The 16,031-nt window shown below is 63.8% G+C and carries 14 protein-coding genes; 9 read left to right on the forward strand and 5 right to left on the reverse strand.

Annotated features, from left to right (window positions below; all coding sequences use genetic code 11):
* The first annotated feature begins 68 nt into the window (after positions 1-68).
* The 4 genes from BN1233_RS05590 to BN1233_RS05605 all read left to right on the forward strand — a co-directional run bounded on the left by BN1233_RS05590 (position 69) and on the right by BN1233_RS05605 (position 3,420).
* Positions 69-1,667, forward strand: coding sequence for a gamma-glutamyltransferase family protein (locus BN1233_RS05590; RefSeq protein ID WP_046863101.1), 1,599 nt, complete (start codon positions 69-71; stop codon positions 1,665-1,667).
* A 94-nt stretch (positions 1,668-1,761) separates the two neighbouring features.
* The gene (gene nthA, locus BN1233_RS05595; RefSeq protein WP_046862586.1) at positions 1,762-2,391 is read left to right on the forward strand and encodes a nitrile hydratase subunit alpha; all 630 of its coding nucleotides are present in this window, start codon (positions 1,762-1,764) and stop codon (positions 2,389-2,391) included.
* Entirely contained in the window at positions 2,388-3,047 is a 660-nt protein-coding gene (gene nthB, locus BN1233_RS05600; RefSeq protein ID WP_046862587.1) for a nitrile hydratase subunit beta, read from the forward strand. Before nthA ends, nthB begins: the two co-directional genes overlap by 4 nt.
* Positions 3,034-3,420, forward strand: a complete 387-nt coding sequence (locus BN1233_RS05605; RefSeq protein ID WP_425311680.1) for a nitrile hydratase accessory protein — start codon at positions 3,034-3,036, stop codon at positions 3,418-3,420. The genes nthB and BN1233_RS05605 overlap by 14 nt, the downstream gene beginning before the upstream one ends.
* Before the next feature lie 112 nt (positions 3,421-3,532).
* Here the strand turns inward: BN1233_RS05605 and BN1233_RS05610 are convergent, their stop codons facing one another.
* The 3 genes from BN1233_RS05610 to BN1233_RS05620 form a co-directional block, all read right to left on the reverse strand.
* Complete coding sequence (locus tag BN1233_RS05610) at positions 3,533-3,928, reverse strand: hypothetical protein (protein ID WP_046862588.1); 396 nt, start codon at positions 3,926-3,928, stop codon at positions 3,533-3,535.
* 120 nt (positions 3,929-4,048) lie between these two features.
* Positions 4,049-5,068 (reverse strand): nickel/cobalt transporter, encoded by a 1,020-nt coding sequence (locus tag BN1233_RS05615; RefSeq protein WP_046862589.1) that lies wholly within the window; start codon positions 5,066-5,068, stop codon positions 4,049-4,051.
* A complete protein-coding gene (locus BN1233_RS05620) occupies positions 5,059-5,712 on the reverse strand; it encodes a DUF1007 family protein (RefSeq protein ID WP_046863103.1) in 654 nt (217 codons plus the stop codon). Before BN1233_RS05620 ends, BN1233_RS05615 begins: the two co-directional genes overlap by 10 nt.
* A 258-nt stretch (positions 5,713-5,970) precedes the next feature.
* Here BN1233_RS05620 and BN1233_RS05625 point away from each other — a divergent pair, with 258 nt between their 5' ends.
* The 3 genes from BN1233_RS05625 to BN1233_RS05645 all read left to right on the forward strand — a co-directional run bounded on the left by BN1233_RS05625 (position 5,971) and on the right by BN1233_RS05645 (position 8,686).
* Complete coding sequence (locus BN1233_RS05625) at positions 5,971-6,156, forward strand: hypothetical protein (protein WP_046862590.1); 186 nt, start codon at positions 5,971-5,973, stop codon at positions 6,154-6,156.
* A gap of 312 nt (positions 6,157-6,468) precedes the next feature.
* The gene (locus BN1233_RS49060) at positions 6,469-7,476 is read left to right on the forward strand and encodes a DUF4142 domain-containing protein (protein WP_052763704.1); all 1,008 of its coding nucleotides are present in this window, start codon (positions 6,469-6,471) and stop codon (positions 7,474-7,476) included.
* Between the two features lie 403 nt (positions 7,477-7,879).
* A complete protein-coding gene (locus BN1233_RS05645) occupies positions 7,880-8,686 on the forward strand; it encodes a hypothetical protein (RefSeq protein WP_046862592.1) in 807 nt (268 codons plus the stop codon).
* Positions 8,687-9,175: 489 nt separating this feature from the next.
* Here BN1233_RS05645 and BN1233_RS05650 read toward each other — a convergent pair whose 3' ends face one another.
* Positions 9,176-10,036 carry a glucose 1-dehydrogenase gene (locus tag BN1233_RS05650; RefSeq protein ID WP_046862593.1) on the reverse strand — a complete coding sequence of 287 codons (861 nt, stop codon included), beginning with the start codon at positions 10,034-10,036 and terminating at the stop codon, positions 9,176-9,178.
* A 274-nt stretch (positions 10,037-10,310) separates the two neighbouring features.
* Here BN1233_RS05650 and BN1233_RS05655 point away from each other — a divergent pair, with 274 nt between their 5' ends.
* Positions 10,311-10,778: an HAD family hydrolase gene (locus tag BN1233_RS05655; RefSeq protein ID WP_046862594.1), complete on the forward strand. Its 468-nt coding sequence runs from the start codon at positions 10,311-10,313 to the stop codon at positions 10,776-10,778.
* 253 nt (positions 10,779-11,031) lie between these two features.
* On the opposite strand, the gene BN1233_RS05660 is transcribed toward BN1233_RS05655, so the two are convergent.
* A complete protein-coding gene (locus BN1233_RS05660) occupies positions 11,032-11,910 on the reverse strand; it encodes a manganese catalase (protein WP_046862595.1) in 879 nt (292 codons plus the stop codon).
* 461 nt (positions 11,911-12,371) lie between these two features.
* Between BN1233_RS05660 and BN1233_RS05665 the strand changes: the two genes are divergently transcribed.
* The gene (locus tag BN1233_RS05665) at positions 12,372-15,857 is read left to right on the forward strand and encodes an indolepyruvate ferredoxin oxidoreductase family protein (RefSeq protein WP_046863106.1); all 3,486 of its coding nucleotides are present in this window, start codon (positions 12,372-12,374) and stop codon (positions 15,855-15,857) included.
* The last annotated feature ends 174 nt before the right edge of the window (positions 15,858-16,031 follow it).

Below are 16,031 nucleotides of genomic sequence, written 5' to 3' on the forward strand. Positions count from 1 at the left end.
TACCCTATCCAGGGAGATCCGTGCAAGCTGTGCGCCCGACCGCTGCGTCACATCCGACCTTTCGCCTCATGACCGACGAAACGCCCGTCTTCGCCACCGCCGCGGTGGCGGCGCCACACGATCTGGCAGCTGCTACCGGGGAGATCATCCTCGCCCAGGGCGGCAACGCCATCGAAGCCATGATCGCGATAGCCGCGACGATCGCGGTCGTCTACCCGCACATGAACGCGATCGGTGGGGACGGGTTCTGGCTCGTCCATGAGCCGGGTGGACGCGTGCACGCCATCGAGGCCTGCGGTCCGGCCGGCGGCCTGGCGACGATCTCGCGCTACCGCGAGCGGGGCTACGACATGATCCCGCCCCGCGGGCCCGATGCCGCTGTCACGGTGGCAGGAGCGGTGGCGGGCTGGTCCCTGGCGCTCGACATGGCCCGGGCCTTCGGCGGAAAGCTGCCGCGGGAACTCCTCCTGGCGGATGCGATCCGGCTTGCGCAGGAGGGTTACCCGGTCAGCAGCTCGGAGGCCGGCTATACCTACAAGGAGTGGGATGCCCTCGCCACCGCCCCGGGTTTTGCGCCTGCCTTCCTCTCGGAGGGCCGCATGCCGGAAGCCGGAACGCTGCGGAGGATGACTGCGCTGGCCGACACGCTCGGGCAATTGTCCCATGCGGGCTTCGACGATTTCTATCGCGGCGACATCGGCCGCGAGATTGCTGCCGATCTCGAGCGGATCGGCAGTCCCATTGTGCGCAAGGATCTCGAATCCTATCGCGCCAGGGTCGTGAAGCCTCTGTCTCTCGGGACGCGTCATGGAACCCTCTACAACCTGCCGCCTCCGACCCAGGGCCTCGCCTCGCTCCTCATTTTCGGGATCTTCGAGCGCCTCGGTGTCTGGAGCGGGGAGGGGATCGCCCACCACCACGGGTTGATCGAAGCGACCAAGCGGGCCTTTGCGATCCGCGACCGGGTCGTCACCGATCCGGATTTCGCGACCGAGGATCCCGACGCCTTCCTGACGGAGGCAGTCCTTGCCCGGGAAGCGGCTCGGATCGACATGACTCGTGCTGCGCCCTTCCCGTTGCCGCGAGAGGCGGACGGCGACACGGTCTGGATGGGAGCAATCGATGGAACCGGGCTCGCCGTCTCATACATCCAGTCGGTGTTCTGGGCGTTCGGCTCCGGCTGCGTGCTGCCGGCAACCGGGATTCACTGGCAGAACCGCGGGATGGCATTCTCGCTCGATCCGTCGTCCCGGAACCCGCTGATGCCGGGGCGGAGGCCCTTCCATACCCTCAATCCCGCGCTCGCGGTGTTTCGCGACGGCCGGGTGGCGCCCTATGGAGCGATGGGCGGCGAGGGACAGGCGCAGTTCCAGACACAGGTTTTCACCCGTTATGCCGATTTCGGCATGAGCCCCGCACAGGCGGTGGATGCGCCCCGCTGGCTTCTCGGCCGCGCATGGCAGGCTCCTGCACCGACCCTCAAGATGGAAAGTCGCTTTGATCCGGCCCTCATCCGCGCGCTCGCCGCCCTGGGCCACGATGTCGAGGAACTGGACCGTCCCTACGCGAACACGGTCGGCCATGCAGGGTTGCTCGTGAAGCATCCCGGCGGGCGCGTCGAAGCGGCTCACGACCCGCGCTCTGACGGAGGAGCGCGCGGGCTCTGACACCGTGAGATAGATCCGGAAGGGCAGTCGCCTCGACCCCGGCCTCGGGTTACGATCTACATCCGCCGATACGAGTTGTGGCATAAGGTGCTGCATGAGCGAACACGATCACCACGACGACCACGATCACAGCCATCTCTCGGAAATCGAGCTCCGCGTCCGCGCTCTCGAGTCGATCCTCGTTGAGAAGGGCTATGTCGATCCGGCTGCCATCGATGCTCTCGTCGAGACCTACGAAACGCGCGTCGGGCCGCGGAACGGCGCGCAGGTCGTTGCGAAGGCCTGGAGCGATCCGGGCTTTCGCGATTGGCTGAAGAAGGATGCAACGGCTGCCATTGCATCGCTCGGTTTTTCAGGCCGACAGGGCGAGCACATGGTGGCGGTCGAGAACACCGAAGACGAGCACAACCTCGTCGTTTGCACATTGTGCTCCTGCTATCCATGGCCGGTGCTCGGATTGCCGCCAGTCTGGTACAAGTCGCCGCCGTACCGCTCGCGGGCGGTCATCGATCCGCGCGGCGTTCTTGCGGAGTTCGGCGTGACGCTTCCGGAGACGACACGCATTCGCGTGTGGGATTCGACCGCCGAAGTCCGGTATCTCGTCATCCCGCGGCGGCCCGAGGGGACGGAGGGCATGAGTGAGGAGGAACTTGCGGACCTTGTCACCCGTGACTCGATGATCGGGACAGGTCTCGCACTTTCTCCGGAGGATGTTGCGCGATGAACGGAGCGCAGGATCTCGGCGGCATGATGGGATTCGGGCCGGTCGAGCGTGAGCCGGACGAGCCCTGGTTTCATACGGAGTGGGAGCGTCGCGCCTTCGGGCTGACCCTCGCCATGGGAGCGATTGGAGCCTGGAATCTCGACATGAGCCGACACGCGCGGGAAACATTGCCTCCCGCCGAGTATCTGTCTTCCAGCTACTACGAGATCTGGTTCAAGGGACTCGAGAAGCTCGTACGGAAGACCAGGCTCGTGACAGAGGACGAGTTGCGGGTCGGGCATGCCCTGCAGCCACCTGCGCCGATAGCGCGGGTGCTGATGGCGGCCGACGTGCCGGCATCGCTGGCTCATGGCAGTCCGACGGATCGACCTGCGACAGCGCCGGCGCGGTTCGCTATTGGAGATCGGGTCATCACCCGCAACATGCATCCAACCGGCCACACCCGGCTGCCGCGCTATGCGCGCGACAAGGAAGGTGTGATCGAGTCGCTGCATGGCGCTCACGCCTTTCCCGATTCCCGGGCGCAGGGGCAGGGAGATAATCCGCAATGGCTCTACACGGTGCGCTTCTCGGCGCGGAAATTGTGGGGCGAGGAGTCGGATCCGGCGGTCTCCGTTTCGATCGATGCTTGGGAGAGCTATCTTGAGCCAGCCTGACGAAGCGATAGTGGAACTTGCCAGGGTCGCGCCTCTCCCGATGGATGAGGACGGCGTGGTCTTTCGCGAGCCCTGGGAGGCACAGGCCTTCGCGCTCGCAGTCGCACTGCATGAGAAAGGCGTGTTCACATGGAGCGAATGGGCGTCCACGCTAGGGGCCGAGATCAGGCGCGCTTCATTGACCGGCGAGGATACGGACGGCTCCGGCTATTACCGGCACTGGCTTAAGGCGCTTGAAGCGCTGGTGACGCGGCACGGCGTCACGACAGCTAGCGATCTATCGGAGCGTCGCGACGCCTGGGATCGCGCGGCGCATGCGACGCCGCATGGACAACCCATTCTTCTGGAGAACGATCCGCTAGCGCGATCCTGAGCGGCGCTGTGATCTACTTCCACTACATGAGAGAGCCCGCGGTTCTGCACCGCGGGCTCTCTTTCAGGAGTAACGGGGTGATGCGCCCTGTCTCGACGCATAGCCCCTATCGTCACCAGCCGTAATACGGCCGACCGTAACCATAGGCCGGAGCATATCCATAGCTCCGCACCACGCGCCTGACTGGGCGGTATTCCTCCACGTAGTAATCCGGCTCGTAGCCATAGGTCGTCGTCACGACCTGACGGGGTGCATACGGGCCATAGCCATAGCCGTAAGCCGGGGCGTAGCCATAGCTGTAGGCGGGTGCATAGCCCGGCGCATAACCATAGGCCGGCACCGCATAGGCATTCGACGCTGCCGCGCCGATCAGGGCTCCGGCCGCCAAGCCACCGATGACGCCGGCGGCCACGGCCGCACCGCGGCGGCTGCGAGCCTCGGCGTCGGTAGAGGCGAGCGCGCCAAAGCCGATGAGCGCAACCGCCGAAAGAACAGCCAACTTCTTCATGGTCATCTCCTGACGGCAGTATCGCCGGGAAACAGGATTGCATCGTGATCGGGACGGCTTGAACGGCGCATGAATGCACAGGGGCACCCAGACGCGATGGGGAAACGCCGAACCGGTTCCTCAAGTCCTGGCCGAGAATGTCCAGAAGCCGGCGAGGAGGCCGATGCCGAGGACGAGGACGAAGGCTGCGGCCAGGAGCTCCACGGCTGCGAGAATGATCTCACCGGTCGCGCCGCGACCGCCGGCCATCCGGAGTGCAAGTCGCTTTCCAAAGACCGCGATCGCCGCAATCGATCCCGTCGTCAGGGCCGTGCCGATGGCCATCGTGAACGTCGCGGCGATACCGGCCGGCAGAAGGCCTTGGGACAGCGTGAAGACGAGGACGACGATCGCGCCGGTGCAAGGCCTGATCCCTGCTGCAGCAACCACGGCCGCCGTCTCGCGCCACCCACGCAGCCGCTCCACGAGCTCCGGCCCGGGAACGTGGATATGGTCACATTCCGCATCATGGGGGACGGGAATGGTTCGGCCGGAGAGAAGGCCCATGAGCTTGCCGGATTTGCGCCAGGTCAGGATTGCTCCGAGGAGAGCGACGGCCGCGAAGCCAGCAATCTCGACCATTCCGGCCATTCCCTGCATGGTCGCTGCCGTCGCGTGCAGGATGAGGGCTGCAACGATGACGATGAGACAGGCGACAACCGCCTGAAGAAGGGCCGCAGCAAAACTGAGAGCCACCCCTCGCAGAAGTGCGCGCTCGCTCGCAACGACATAGGCGGCAATCACCGCTTTTCCGTGACCCGGGCCGGCGGCGTGAAAGACCCCGTACGCGAAACCGATCGCGAGGAGCAGCGGCAACGCGGCGCCGTCACTCTTGAGAGCCGAGATGGCCTCCTGCAGGGTCCGATAGAAGCTGGCCTGAAGCGAGAGGATCCAGGCCGCCAGTCCCCCGGCCGGAGCGGCTTCCCGTGTCCCGAGACCGAACGGCGCCCGGGTTGGCGGCGTCGCCGACCCGAAGGCCCAGGCCAAGAGGGCAGCCAATCCGGCGACCGCCACGATCGCGGCGCCCGCCAGCACGAGACGCGACCAGAAGGCCGGTTGCGCCTTCGGGGCACTCAGGAGGGCCTCGACGTTCAGGGACATGCGATGAGTGCGCGATTGGCGAACTGCACGCCGAAGTCGGAGGCGGCGGTCAACGTCTCGAAGAAAGCCTCGGAGAGGTTGCGCTGCTGTCCGACGTCGATCGGTTTGGGACGGCTGATGGTCGTCGCGCAGCCCTTCGGGGCGCCTCCCGCGAGCACGACCGCGTCTTTCCCGTCTGCCATCGCAAACGCGACGAAAAAGGTGGGGTCATAGATTTCGAGCGACAGCACCTTGCCGGCCGCTACGGGGCTCTTCAGGGGCAGGAGGTATGCCAGCGTGACCTCGCCATTCTCGAAGGTCATCCGGGCGTCACGGGGAGCATCGAAGGGCTGCTTTGCGCCGTTGGCCTTGACGATCGTGAAGTAATCGAACTCGACCAGGGACTCCGTGTTCTCGTTGGCGAGCTGCTGGAGTTCCTCCGGGGAAAGCGCGCCATCCCTGTTGGTGTCGAGACCCTGTGTCACGAAGGCGGAATATGCCTTGTCGAAGGTCCAGGCATGCCGGATGGCCGAGACCTTCCCCTCCGGGCTGAACACCATCTCGGCGCGAGCGGTGATCCAGACGTGGGGATGCGCAAGCGCCGTGGTCGTCGCCGAGGCCAGGAGGGCGGCGCAAAATCCGAGCGTCGCGAATCTCAATGTCATCGAAGTCTCCAGCGCCTGAGACCGATGGCGGCCTCTTGCGGCAAGATCAAGTCTGCTCTGGTCGAGCTGAACGCCGCAGGCCGTAGCGCCTTCCGAAAGCCGGAGTTCGGAGGTTACCCTCGGCGCGTACCCGGACGGGAGATCCAGCATCCGAAATTGCTCCCCGGTACAAGCGGTATCATTCTTTCGATTGCGTTGCCCTTCGACCGATAGCCCTCCACATCCATGGTGAAGTGTCGGCATTGACGGAGCCAAGCCATGGCACCGGTCGATCGCGGCCCTCATCCCGGTTCTTCTGATTCGCATCAATCCAGCGCGCCCGCCAAACGTCGCCGCGAGCACCTGCGCCACATTCATCAGCTGACGCGAGAGCAGCAACTGGCCCTCATCGAGGAGGCGCGTGCGGCACGCAAGAGGGCGGAAACGGACGACGAGTCGGCATAGCTTGGGCCTGAACCCGTGCATGACTGCATGGGTGCCATAACCGTGCAGCTCGGATGCGCCTGGTTCAGGGGCCGTCATGTGTGCGTTGCACCATGACGAGCCGGGCCCATAGGATTCATGCGCTCCATTCGCTGCAGCTTTCTTGAGGCTGCGCAGGTCCTCCAAATCTCCCGAAGGAGACACCGTCTCGAGGGCCGGCGTCTGGCTGCATGCAAACATTGCGGCTCGTTTCCCATTTCCCGCGAACAAAAGCGAAGGCCCGGAAGTTGTCTTCGAGCCCCTTCGACCGGGCGTGATCTCAGGAGTAGGACGATGCTGAAAAAGCAGATGGCTGCTTGGCTCGTGGCGACCACGTTCATGGCCGCTCCGGCCTTTGCCCAGACGGGGACCGCTCCCGCCGGAAATCTGCCGGCCGGCGCAGCCGCGCCAGCAATGCCGATGCAGAATGTGAGCGCTGCCGAGTTCGTCAACAAGGCCGCGAACAGCAACATGTTCGAGATCCAGTCGAGCCAGCTTGCACTCGACAAGACGCAGAACGATCGCATCCGCAATTTCGCCCAGCGCATGGTGCAGGACCACACGCAGGCCGGCGACAGGATGAAGGCTGCGGCTCAGGGCCAGACGGTTCCGACGAGCCTCGACCAGGAGCACGCCCAGATGCTGCAACAATTGCAGCAGGCATCCGGTGCAAGCTTCGAGCGCTCCTATGTCCAGATGCAGTATGACGGACACCAGAAGGCGGTCGCGCTGTTCGAGAGCTATGGCCAGAGCGGCGACAACCCACAGTTGAAGCAGTTCGCTGAGCAAACTGTGCCGACGCTTCGCGAGCATCTGCAGATGATCACTCAGATCCGCAGCGAGGTCGTGGGCGCTGCGCAGGCCGCTTCTGGCGGGACGGCTCAGCAGGGCCAGCAATTTCTGACTCAGGAGCAGCCGGGCATGTGGCGACTCTCAAAGCTGAAAGGCCTGAACGTCTATAACAACAACAACGAGAAGATCGGGGACATCCGTGAAGTCGTGGTCGATCGCGGCGGCAAGGTGGAGGCCGTCGTTATCGGTGTCGGCGGCTTCCTGGGGCTCGGCGAACGCGACGTCGCCGTGCCGTTCAACGCCCTTCAGTGGTCGATGAGCGCCTCGGATGATCGCGCGAGGACGAACCGGACTGGGGCGGCGGGCGATACGACCGCATCCACCACTCAGGACCGCTCGGCCGGCAGTAGCAGCCAGAACCAGAGCGCGCCTGACCGTGCAATCCTAGCGAACGCAACCAAGGACGAGCTCAAGAACGCACCGGAGTTCCATTACGGCGGCTCACGGTAGAGTGCCGTTCCGCCGGTAGATACGATCGGATTTGGCGCGCCGCAGGTTCTTCTCGGAGAGCTCATTGACGCATGCGCTCCTGCTTGGAGCGCATGCGGTCCGATTCGTGAAACCGCTGCACGCGATGCGCCATGAGCCAAGCGGCGAGATCGAACCTATACATAGCACGGAGGGCATTCCGGCCGTGAAAGCGGCCGTCGCGGCGCTGTTGGCCCCAGCTCGCGGAGGCGGCGAAGGACAAAGCAGCCGTCATCCGCAGCCGTGATCTCGAACTGTTTTCTTTGCTCATTGGCCCGTCGTGATGTTGTGGTCCGCTGTCTCTCGATGCTGCGGGTTCTCGTAGCAGCATGCGCTTAGACTCGAGAGGATCACCATCGTGGCCCACCACTAACCCGGAGGTAGAATGCAAAAGCCAATCGGTATTCGTTGGACGATCGGAGATGTGTCGCCTCTTGGCTTCGAGGCGCTCCGCCTGTCTCTCTGGGGTGCCTATCGCGTTTTCGGACCTGATGCGGCATTGGCGGTCTGCGTGAATTCCCTTTCGCTCGACGACGTCCGGCATCGCACCGGTCCGGTTCCGGATTCCGTCGAGTGGCGAAAGGCGGGCGACGTCCCGGATTTCTTGCGGCGTCACCTCGATGGCTCGATGGCTGGGGGAGTTGCCTGGAAACTTGCTCCTTTGCGTCTTTTTCCCGGCCGTTACGAGCTCTCGCTCGACAACGATTGCATCCTCTGGAGATTGCCCGATGCGATTGGCGCGTGGCTCGAAGAGGAGAATCCGCGCTGCCTGATTGCGGCAGACGTGACGCTGGCGCACGGTTCGTTTACGGAGCTGACGCGGCCGGAGCCGCGCAACACAGGGATTCGTGGCCTGCCGCCGCACTATGACCTGGGTGCCGCCCTGGCAACGGTTCTCGATCGTCATCCGGCTCCGCTGCGCTCCGAGTTGGATGAGCAGGGCTTACAGGTCGTCGCGCTCGACCTCGACAAGCCAGCGCTTGTCGTCACCGTGGATGATGTCACCATCTGCTCGCCGTTCTGGCCGCATCAGCCTCGTCTCGGCCGGACGGGTGCACATTTCGTGGGGCTGAATTCCCGCGAGTTGCCATGGATGTACTATGATCGTCCCGCAACGGAGTGCGTCGAGGAGAACTGGCGCCACCATCGGCCCGAACTGTACAGCAGGGTGGGGTTGCCGACACCGTCATGAGGAATAGGTTCGATCAGGAGGTACTCTGCCGGGAGATGATCTCGGTTGAAGGTGCGCGATATCAGGTGCATGGAACTCGGCGTGGACTGCGCTTCTCCGAGCGGCTCGGCTGGCGTAGCGTCGAGTTTCCAAGCAATTTGAACAGTAGCTCCTGACCTAAGACCTATCGTGCCTTGCGCGGCGGCGTGATTGCGTCATTAGGTCCGTGTAACTCCCGGACTGCTTCGCTTTTGGTTCTCAGTGACGGTGTGGTTCAGGCATCACTCCGTTTCCGGCAGTGCTCCTCGCGTTTTCACGCTCTCTTCGTCATCGTGAGCGGAGCGAAGCGATCCAGGAGCACCTCTGTCGACGGGTAGATTGCTTCGCCTTCGGCTCGCAAGGACGGCAGTGCGGAGGGAGGGGCAGTGCATCACGCTCCCAATAATGAAATCGATGTGGCAGGAGATTTGACCTAGTCCAACACTCGTAGCCAAGGCTGTCCACGCTCGTCTAAATGATGGGCTTGCCTCCTGTCACGGCGACTGTCGCACCTGAGACATAGCTTGCATCGGGATCCGCAAGCATGACGTAAACGGGGGCAAGCTCCTTAGGCTGACCCGGGCGCTTCATCGGTACTTGCGAGCCGAACTCCTTCACCTTTTCAGGCGGCATGGTGGACGGGATCAAGGGCGTCCAGATCGGGCCCGGAGCGACGCAGTTCACGCGAATGTCCTTCTCGGCCAGCAGCTGAGCGAGTCCGCCGGTAAAGTTCTGGATCGCTCCCTTGGTGGTCGCATAGGCGAGCAGCTGCGGGCTCGGTGTATCGGCATTGACCGATGTGGTGTTGATAATGGCGCTGCCGGGCGGCATGTGCGGCACCGTTGCCTTCGTGAGATAGAACATCGCGTGGATGTTGGTTCGGAACGTGACGTCCCACTCCTCGTCGCTGATCTCTTCGATCGATTGGAAGGTCGCCTGGTGGGCCGCATTGTTGACCAGGACGTCGATGCGGCCGAACTCCTTGACTGCGCGATCGACAATGGCGCGGCAGTGCGCCGGGTCCTTCAAGTCGCCTGGAGCGAGGATCGCTTTGCGACCGGCGGATTCGACGAGGCGCTGGGTCTCGCGGGCATCCTCGTCCTCATTATAGTAGCTGATCAGGACATCAGCCCCTTCGCGCGCGAAAGCCAAGGCCACTGCTCGCCCGATGCCACTGTCCGCCCCGGTAATGATGGCTTTCTTGTCAGCCAGTCGCCCGGAGCCCTTGTAGCTGTCCTCGCCGTAATCGGGCTGGGGATTCATCGCCGCACTGCTGCCGGGCATAGGCTGATGCTGCTCCGGAAACGGCGGCTTCGGAAGGTCATTGGCCATGGTTTCGTTCCTTCGACGAATCGGTCGGATCGGCACGCCAGAGAGCAACGGCGCGTGATGTTTCGTGTTGGCTCAGCCAATGCCCTCAGGGCTCGGGAGGTTCCCGGGCTTGCCGCAAGTCACGCCGGAAACGAGAATTATCGAGCAGCTCCGCCAGGGTGAAGCCGCTCACGGCATCCATGAACGGTCCCTTGCGGCTACGCGCGGCAGCCGTGGCCTTTCTGAAGGCAACGATCATATTGGATCGTATCGGCAACATCCGGAGGCAACTGCTATGCCGACCGTCTTTCTCGACTGCGATGGCGTGCTGGCAGACTTCGATAAAGGCGCTATCGAAGTCCTGGGGATGCATCCGCGCGAGTACGAGCGCCGGTTCGGCCCCAAGCGGTTCTGGTCCGCACTGGCGTCGACCCCGGACTTCTTCGAGATGCTCGAGCTGATGCCGGACGCGATGGAACTCTATGAAGCACTGCGTACCCTCGATCCGGTGATCCTGACCGGATTGCCGCGCGGGACTTGGGCCGAGCCGCAGAAGCGGCGTTGGGCGGCACGGCACTTTCCGGGCGTGGAGGTGATCACGACCAGCTCAGCCCTGAAGCGCGAGCACTGTTCTCCCGGAGACGCTCTGGTCGATGATCGCGACAAGTATCGCCATTTCTGGGAACAGGCCGGGGGTGTCTTCATTCATCACCGGAGGGCAGCCGCCTCGATCGCGCAGTTGCACAGGCAAGGCTTTCTGTAAGGCTGCGACATTGGGCAATGGCCTCACGGGCGCCGGCTGTCCGATGTGGCTCGCTGAATAGGCGCCGGGTGAACTCAGATCGCCAATTCCTTGATGCTGCGAGGCTCCTCGAGCGGACGACCGTTCTCCTTTCGCTTGATGTAATCTCGTCTGCCTGTAAGGGTGAGAAAACGCATGGTAAAGAGCCGTGGATCCTTTCCTGCGCGGCTCTCCAGCCGCGCAGGACTCTCGCAGCTCGGGAATGCTCCGTGCTCTACTCCGCGGCTGCTGGGGGAACTTGCGTCTTCGGTGTGCCGTAGAGGCGCGGATCGACCGGGGCAGCCTCGGCTTGGTCGGTCGAATGCTTCGGCATTTCCACGTAAGTGAACTGGCCCTTGCCGTCCGGGCTCGCGCCCTTGGCCCAGCGGCCACCGGCGCTCTCGACCCCCTCCGAGAAGTTCATGAACTGATAGGCGACTTCTGAGAACTCGCGTTCCTGCGGGAAGTTCGAGGGCACCGGCGTCATCTCGAGCCCGTCGGCTTCCAGTTCCTCGATTGCGGCGAGCCACTGGTTCTGGTGCATGGTGTCGCGCGCGATCAGGAAGGAGAGCATGTCACGGACACCCGGATCCGTGGTGAGATTGTAAAGCCGGCAGACCTGCAAACGTCCCTGGCTCTCGGCCGTGACGTTGAACCGGAAGTCCGCCAGGAGATTCCCGCTCGCAATCGTGTAACGGGCATTCCACGGATAGCCGACGCTGTCCGTCGGCGTCGCGCCGAGGCCCGAGACGATCGCATGCTGCGGGTTCATGCCGGCGACGATCGCATCCTCGAGGCGTGCGCCTCCCATGACAGCGCCGATGGCTGAGTTCTTGGCCGCGTCCTCCTGCGCCTCGACCGGCGAGGTCTCGAGAAGCCTCGCGATCATGGTCGCGAGCATCTCGACATGGGCGATCTCCTCGGTCCCGATGTCCAGGATCATGTCCTTGTATTTCTGGGGAGCACGGCAGTTCCAGCCCTGGAAGAGATAGGTCATCATGACGCTGATCTCGCCCCATTGGCCGCCGAGCACCTCCTGGAGCTGCTTGGCATAGACCGGATCAGGCTTCTCGGGCTTCGCGTGATATTGCAGATGACGATTGCGGAAGAACATCTGGCCGCTCCTCTGGGTTCGGGATACACCCAGAATCCAATGCGCCGCCCTTGCAGTGCCGAGCGGGCTCGGCACTGACCTGAAGTGGGGGCTGCATTGAAACCGGGTCGCAATATAACAATCGGCTGTGATGCCGGTTCAGTAGGTGCGGTCGTTTCTTTGAGACCGCTTGGGAGCGGAGAAACGCATGAGATCAGCCTTAGCTATTGAGAGAGCCTGCCGGGTAACTCATGACGGCCAGCTCTTTGGGCTCTCCTTCGGGAACCATCCCGGTGTATCTCCCAGCCTCTGAGGCCGGTCGCTCCGGCCGCGTCTTGCTGCCTCATCGCAGAAGAGTGAGAGGCAGATACCGTTGACGCCTTGGGTTGATTATGTCAGCGTTGCTGACCAAAATCAGAACCGGGAACCCGGCGGTCCAGGAAGCTTGAGATGAGAGGAGCCGGGCGATGGCGGTAGATGGCATGGCGCTCCGGGACGTCACGCTCGACGACAAGTTCGACCTCGCCAAGGATCGGGTGTTCATCACCGGCACCCAGGCCGTAGTCAGGCTTCTGCTGATGCAGCGCGAGCGGGACCGTCTCGCCGGGCTGAACACGGCGGGTTTCGTCTCCGGCTATCGCGGTTCGCCGATCGGCGGCCTCGATCAGAACCTGCAGCGGGCCAAGAAGTGGCTCGACGCGTCGCATATCGTCTTCCAGCCGGGCCTCAACGAGGAGCTTGCTGCGACGGCCATCTGGGGCACCCAGCAGGCCGAAATGCGGGGCGAGGGTCGCTATGACGGCGTCTTCGGGATGTGGTACGGCAAGGGCCCCGGCGTCGATCGCTCCGGCGACGTGTTCCGCCACGCCAACATGGCCGGCACCTCGCGCTATGGCGGCGTCCTTGCGCTCATGGGCGACGACCACACGGCCGAATCCTCGACGGTCGCTCACCAGTCCGAATTCCACTTCGTCGACGTGATGAGCCCGATCTTGAACCCGGCCGGCGTTCAGGAGATCCTCGATTACGGGCTCTACGGCTATGCGCTGAGCCGGTACTGCGGCACCTGGGTCGCGCTCAAATGCGTGAAGGAGAACATCGAGTCGACCGCCTCGGTCGACGGCTCGATCGACCGGGTGAAGATCATCATCCCGGATGACTTCGCGATGCCGCCTGGGGGGCTCAATATTCGCCGCGGCGACGGCATCCTCGAGCAGGAGGCGCGGCTCCAGGATTTCAAGCGCGACGCGATGCTCGCCTTCCTGCGCGCGAACAGCCTGAACCGGATCATTCTCTCGGGCGGCCGGCAGCCGAAGATCGGCGTGATCACTGTCGGGAAGAGCTACCTCGACGTGCGGCAGGCTCTCGACGAGCTCGGGCTCGACGAGGTCAAGGCGAATGACATGGGCTTGCGTCTTTACAAGATCGCGTGCCCATGGCCGATCTCACGACAGGAGCTCGTCGAATTCGCGCATGGCCTCGACCTGATCATCGTGGTGGAGGAGAAGCGATCCCTCATCGAGGTGCAGGTTCGCGAAGAGCTCTACGGCACCCCGAACCAGCCGGTCTGCATCGGCAAGAAGGACGAGAACGGCGCTTGGCTCTTCCCTGTGAAAGGCGCTCTCGATCCGAACGATGTCGCGATCGCCATCGGCGAGCGCCTGCTGCGCTACCACCGCAACGACGATCTCGCGGGCCGTGTCGCGCGCCTCAAGGACGCCCAGCGCGTCCTCGCCGAAACCGGTGACGTCGCGACGCGCATCCCGCATTTCTGCTCGGGCTGCCCGCACAACACCTCGACGAAGGTTCCCGAGGGCATGCGCGCTTATGCGGGGATCGGCTGCCATTTCATGGCGCAGTGGATGGACCGGTCGACCGACGGCTTCACGCAGATGGGCGGTGAGGGCGCCAACTGGATCGGTGAATCCAACTTCTCAAAGCGCCAGCACGTCTTCCAGAATCTCGGTGACGGCACCTACAACCATTCCGGCATTCTCGCTCTGCGCTGGGCGATCGCGACCCGCACGAACATCACCTACAAGATTTTGTTCAACGATGCCGTCGCCATGACGGGCGGGCAGCGGCATGAAGGCGGGCTCACCGTCGACATGATAGCGCGTCAGGTGCGCGCCGAAGGTGTCGACCGGATCGCGCTCGTCACGGACGAGCCCGATAAGTATTCCACGGCGGTGCAGTTCCCGTCCGGGATGAGCATCCATCACCGGGACGAGCTCGACAGCGTGCAGCGCGACCTCGCGCAGGCTCCCGGCGTCTCGGTCATGATCTACGATCAGACCTGCGCCTCCGAGAAGCGCCGCCGCCGCAAGCGCGGCGAGTTCCCGGATCCCGACAAGCGCGTCATCATCAACGATCTCGTCTGCGAGGCTTGCGGAGACTGCTCCGTGCAGTCGAACTGCGTCGCTGTGCAGCCCATCGAGACGGAATTCGGTCGAAAGCGGCAGATCGACCAGTCCAACTGCAACAAGGATTTCTCCTGCGTGAAGGGCTTCTGCCCGTCCTTCGTGACGGTGCACGGAGCGAAGGTCCGGCGAGCGGTGCCCGCCACCGTCGCGACGGACGGCCTTGCGACAGGCGAGCTTCCCGAGCCGGCCATTCCCGCGATCGACCGCACCTTCAACGTGATCGTCACGGGTGTCGGCGGCACCGGCGTCGTCACGATCGGCGCGATCCTCGGCATGGCCGCGCATCTCGAGAGCAAGGGCCTCGGGATGATCGACATGGCGGGCCTCGCGCAGAAGGGCGGGGCGGTCTACAGTCACGTGCGCCTTGCGAACAATCAGGACGACATCAATGCGATCCGGGTGACGGCCGGTGCCGCCGATCTCGTGCTCGGCTGCGATCTCGTAGTGACCGGCACAAAGAAAGTGCTCGCTGCCGTGGACGAGGGCCGCAGCGCGCTCGTCGTCAACACCGCCGAGGTGATGCCGGGCGATTTCACGCGCAATGCGGATTTCTCCCTGCCGGCCGAGCGGATCAAGCGGGCCGTCGTGAAGGCCGCCGGGACGAATGCCGTCCACTTCGTGGACGCGACGGCCGTGGCGACGGCGCTCCTCGGCAATGCCATCGCGGCCAACATGTTCATGCTCGGCTACGCGTATCAGAAAGGTCTCGTCCCGCTGACGGCCGCCGCGATCGAGAAGGCGATCGCGCTCAACGGAGAGGCGGTCCAGATGAATCTGGCCGCTTTCGGGTGGGGGCGTCGCACCGCGGCGGATCCGGAACTCGCCACGAAGGTGCTCGCCGGGCAGCGTGAGGCCTCCTCGTCGCGGCAGCTCTCCGAGAGCCTCGACGAGGTCATCGCACGGCGCGAAGCCTTCCTGGCCGACTACCAGGACAAGGCCTATGCCGAGCGCTATCGCGCGATGATCGAGCGCGTCCGCTCAGCCGAGAGAAAGTCGATGCCGGGCTCCACCACTCTGACGGAGGCTGCTGCGCGCTCGCTCTTCAAGCTCATGGCTTACAAGGACGAGTACGAGGTCGCACGCCTCTACACGAACGGCAATTTCGAGCGTCAGATCACTGCCACCTTCGAGGGCGAGAAGCTGCGCTACGAGTTCCATCTCGCCCCTCCGCTCCTCGCTCGCCCCGATCCCGAGACGGGATCGCCGCGGAAGATGAGCTTCGGGCCCTGGATGATGACGGCGTTCCGTATGCTCGCGCGCCTGAAAGGGCTGCGGGGAACCCCGTTCGACGTCTTCGGCTACACCCAGGAGCGGCGCACGGAGCGTCGGCTTGTCGGCGAGTTCGAGGCGCGCCTCGAGGAGATCCTGCAGGGGCTCACCCCGGCCAATCACGCTGTCGCAGTCGGACTCGCGGGCTTGCCGCAGAAGATCCGCGGCTACGGGCATATCAAGGAGCGAAACCTGACACTTGTCAGGAAGGAAGAGGCAGATCTCCTGGCACGGTGGCGTGCGCCGGATCAGCCAATGCCGGTTGCAGCAGAGTAGCGTTCGGATCCGGGCGTCTGCCAAAATGCGCAGAAGTCTAAATTGCTTCGCCTTCTCGCAATGATCGAAGTGGACCCGGCGTCAGTTCCGTTTTCGGCAGTGCACCTCGCGCCCTCAGACCCTCTTCGTCATTGCGAACGAAGTGAAGCAATCTACCCGTCGAAGGATGAAGCA

It is taken from the genome of Microvirga massiliensis (assembly GCF_001006805.1).
Lineage (GTDB): Bacteria > Pseudomonadota > Alphaproteobacteria > Rhizobiales > Beijerinckiaceae > Microvirga > Microvirga massiliensis.